Raw genomic sequence first — 2,395 nt, 5'->3', positions numbered from 1 at the left:
CCTACCGGGATCGAACCGATGACATCCACGGTGTAAACGTGGCGCTCTACCAGCTGAGCTAAAGACCCATTTCATTGCTTCCAGTTCCAAGCTGTGTGCTTGTTGGCCGGACCAACGAGAAACTACTGTACATGATGATTTAGGGAATGCGCCAATCGAGTTTCAAGGCGTCGACCAACCAGCCCAGGCTCTCCCCCACACCTGCTTCCAATTTGATCCGGGCCAACGAATCTCCCCGTGTGGTGCCCCGGTTAATGATGACCACCGGCTTTCCGTCCTTGGCAGCCTTCTTCACAAAACGCAGCCCGCTCATGACAGTCAAAGAAGACCCTGCAACGAGCAGCATGTTGGCGGAATCCACCATGGCGTAGGACCGCTCAACCCTGTCCTTAGGCACATTTTCCCCAAAAAACACGAAGTCGGGCTTGAGCATGCCACCGCACAACGGGCATGTTGCTGGCGTAAAGGAACGGATCAGCTTCTCAGACTCCAGCTCGGCGTCGGCATCAGGAGCCACCGACACTCCTCCGGCATCGCTCACGGCATCAAGGAAGCCTGGATTCAACTCGTCCAGGAGGTTGGCAAGAAATGCCCGCGAAAAGGTGTTGTGGCATGTCATGCACACAATCTGGTCAAAACGACCATGCAAGTCCACCACGTTGCCGGCGCCTGCGCTCTCATGCAGGCGATCAACATTTTGCGTGATAATCCCACTCAACCGTCCACCACGTTCCAACGCCTCCGCAGCATAATGACCAGCATTGGGTTTGGCATGGTGCAGATGTGTCCAGCCAACATGGTTCCTTGCCCAGTAGCGTTGGCGCAGTAGGGGGTCACCCATAAATTCCTGGTAGCTCAACGGTTGCCGCGGCGGCGAATTTGGTCCACGGTAGTCAGGAATGCCGGAATCCGTGCTCAGCCCGGCTCCGGTCAGCAGCGCAGCTGAATGATCTCCCAACAGCGCTGCGATTCCTTCAAGAACTTCGATGTCGGCAGGCGCCAGCATTCCAGCTCGGGTGCTCTCACCGTTACCGGCTTCCGGCCGCTCCCAGGCGGCACGCACTAGGGCAGTCTCGCCGATGCCTGGACGCACTTTATCCATGTTCTCAGCTTCCCATCGCTAGAGCCGCGCCAACGCCTGGCGGTAGCGTGCAAGTGGGCGCGCCTGCCCTGTGGGGGTGCTGAAGGCATCAGCTATGGTCCCGTCCCCCGAGATGAGGAAGGTGCTGCGCCCAGCCATGCCGCGCACGGCATCAAAAACACCATAGGCGGCGGAAACCTCCCCATGCGGCCAAAAATCAGCCAGCAGGTCAAAGCCGTGGCCTTCTGCTTCAGAATAGGCACGCAGGGTGTATTTACTGTCCACGGAAACGGCCAGCAGGCGCACGCCCGCGGAAGTGAACTCCGCACGATGGTCCCGCAGCTCGCCAAGTTCTCCGGTGCAAATCCCGGAGAAGGCAAAGGGGTAGAAGACCAGCGCCACAGCAGTGCCCCTCAATCCGCTGAGCGAAATTGGCTCACCGAATTGATTGGGCAGTGAGAAGTCGGGGGCGCAGTCCCCCACCTGCAGGCTCTGGCGTGTGCCGGCGTCGGGCATTACTGGCGTTTGCGTGGAACCAGACGCGATGCTGCCCAGTCAGCGGAAACCCCTGCAGTGGTGGTGACATGCAACCCTGCCGTGGGTGCAGCTTCCTGGATGTCAGCTGGCGGGACGTAACCATCCCGGCCCGGCTTCGGCGTGAGGATCCATACGATCCCACCTTCATCCAAGGTTGTCAGAGAATCCACCAGGGCATCCACCAAGTCGCCATCATCCGCGCGCCACCAGAAGACGACGGCGTCAACAACGTCGTGGTCTTCCTCATCAAACATTTCCGAGCCAATCAGGCCTTCAATGCTGTCGCGCAGTTCAAAATCAACGTCGTCGTCATATCCGAGTTCCTGAATGAGATCTCCATCCTTGAACCCCAAATTGCCTGCCACCTTGGCAACAGTGCCGGCGTCGGCCTCGCTCACGTTATTCCTCCTGCATTCAACGCTTACGCGCTGGTTGTTGGTCAGTAAACCCCAGTCTAGGGGGTGAGCCCAGATTGCCTCTACTTAACGACTCACGGCGGGCGGACCCTGCACTGAACAGCCCGAATATGTGATATACATTACGCAACCTGCACGAGTTCCGCCTTTTTGGACGGCTACTCTGGCAGCAGCGGTGTTCAAGCCCTATGAGGCGCTACGCACAACGGGCACCCGCGGTCTAGAGTGAATAAACACGCCCATCGCCACAGCAATGGGCACCCCACACTGCTTTTAAGAGAGGTCGGACGTGGCTGCAGGAGATACGAACTCCCATATCCTTAGCGGGTTGACTAACCAGCTTCCTGATCGTGATCCGGAT

The 2,395-nt window shown here is 58.4% G+C and carries 3 protein-coding genes; all 3 read right to left on the bottom strand.

Annotation, left to right across the window (positions count from 1 at the left end):
• Positions 1-139: 139 nt before the first annotated feature.
• The 3 genes from Q4P21_RS16175 to Q4P21_RS16165 are packed head-to-tail and all read right to left on the bottom strand — an operon-like array spanning position 140 to position 2,016.
• On the bottom strand, positions 140-1,102 hold the full coding sequence (locus Q4P21_RS16175) for a Sir2 family NAD-dependent protein deacetylase (RefSeq protein WP_303389744.1): 963 nt from the start codon (positions 1,100-1,102) through the stop codon (positions 140-142).
• 18 nt (positions 1,103-1,120) lie between these two features.
• Positions 1,121-1,597 carry a peroxiredoxin gene (locus tag Q4P21_RS16170; RefSeq protein ID WP_303389743.1) on the bottom strand — a complete coding sequence of 159 codons (477 nt, stop codon included), beginning with the start codon at positions 1,595-1,597 and terminating at the stop codon, positions 1,121-1,123.
• Positions 1,597-2,016, bottom strand: coding sequence for a DUF3052 domain-containing protein (locus Q4P21_RS16165; protein WP_207345892.1), 420 nt, complete (start codon positions 2,014-2,016; stop codon positions 1,597-1,599). Before Q4P21_RS16165 ends, Q4P21_RS16170 begins: the two co-directional genes overlap by 1 nt.
• Between the last annotated feature and the right edge of the window lie 379 nt (positions 2,017-2,395).

Source organism: Arthrobacter sp. (genome assembly GCF_030540645.1).
GTDB lineage: Bacteria > Actinomycetota > Actinomycetes > Actinomycetales > Micrococcaceae > Specibacter.
This window is presented reverse-complemented; position numbering and strand designations above follow the sequence as displayed.

What these genes read in the sequence shown, in the direction of transcription:
- Q4P21_RS16175 (WP_303389744.1), bottom strand. Translation starts at nt 1,102, where the DNA reads ATGGATAAAGTGCGTCCAGGCATCGGCGAGACTGCCCTAGTGCGTGCC.
- Q4P21_RS16170 (WP_303389743.1), bottom strand. Translation starts at nt 1,597, where the DNA reads ATGCCCGACGCCGGCACACGCCAGAGCCTGCAGGTGGGGGACTGCGCC.